The following is a 603-nucleotide window of genomic DNA, read 5'->3' on the forward strand; positions in this document are numbered from 1 at the left end:
GCCATCGGGTGGGGCGATGATGTCGTGGGGTCGGCGGGGGGCCGGGTCGGCATCGAAGACGCAGGCCAGGGGGGCCATCCTTTTGCGGTGCGGCTTCTCGCCCGGGGCGAGCCGGGTGCGCATCGCCCGCCGGGCTGCCCGGTGGGCTTTGAGGGTAGCGGGCCGCAGGGCCTCGGGCCTCATGACGATCCCCTTGCCGTCGAACTGCAGGACCAGCAGGGTCTCGGCGGTCGCCGGCAGCGGGATCCGACGCCGGTAAAAGGCGTCGATGTCCCGGGCCGCGGCGATGCTGAGGTTTTCGGCCTGGCGTTTGCCCAGCACCCTCCCGCACCGCTGGTCGATCGATGCTTTGGCCTGGTCGTAGGAGCCGCGGACGGCTTCGGCGACCGCGAGGCGGCGCAGGCCGTGCGAGTGCCGGCCGGCGGGCAGAGACAGGGCCCGGTCGGCGGGGCGAACGCTGGGCAGCCCCTTCTGTCGCCAGGCGCACCGCTCGACGGTGACCGTGCCGAACACGCAGGCCAGCTCGCGGTGATGGCCCGTCTCCCGATACGGACGCACCAGCCCGTCCGCCCCGGTCACCACCCCAGCCGCCGGTCGGGATTG

At 73.6% G+C, this 603-nt stretch carries 1 pseudogene; it reads right to left on the reverse strand.

The features are described from left to right. Positions 1–603: pseudogene (locus tag TN53_RS41795) on the reverse strand (ISKra4 family transposase); the annotation flags it as partial.

Source organism: Streptomyces sp. WM6386 (assembly GCF_000972385.1).
Lineage (GTDB): Bacteria > Actinomycetota > Actinomycetes > Streptomycetales > Streptomycetaceae > Streptomyces.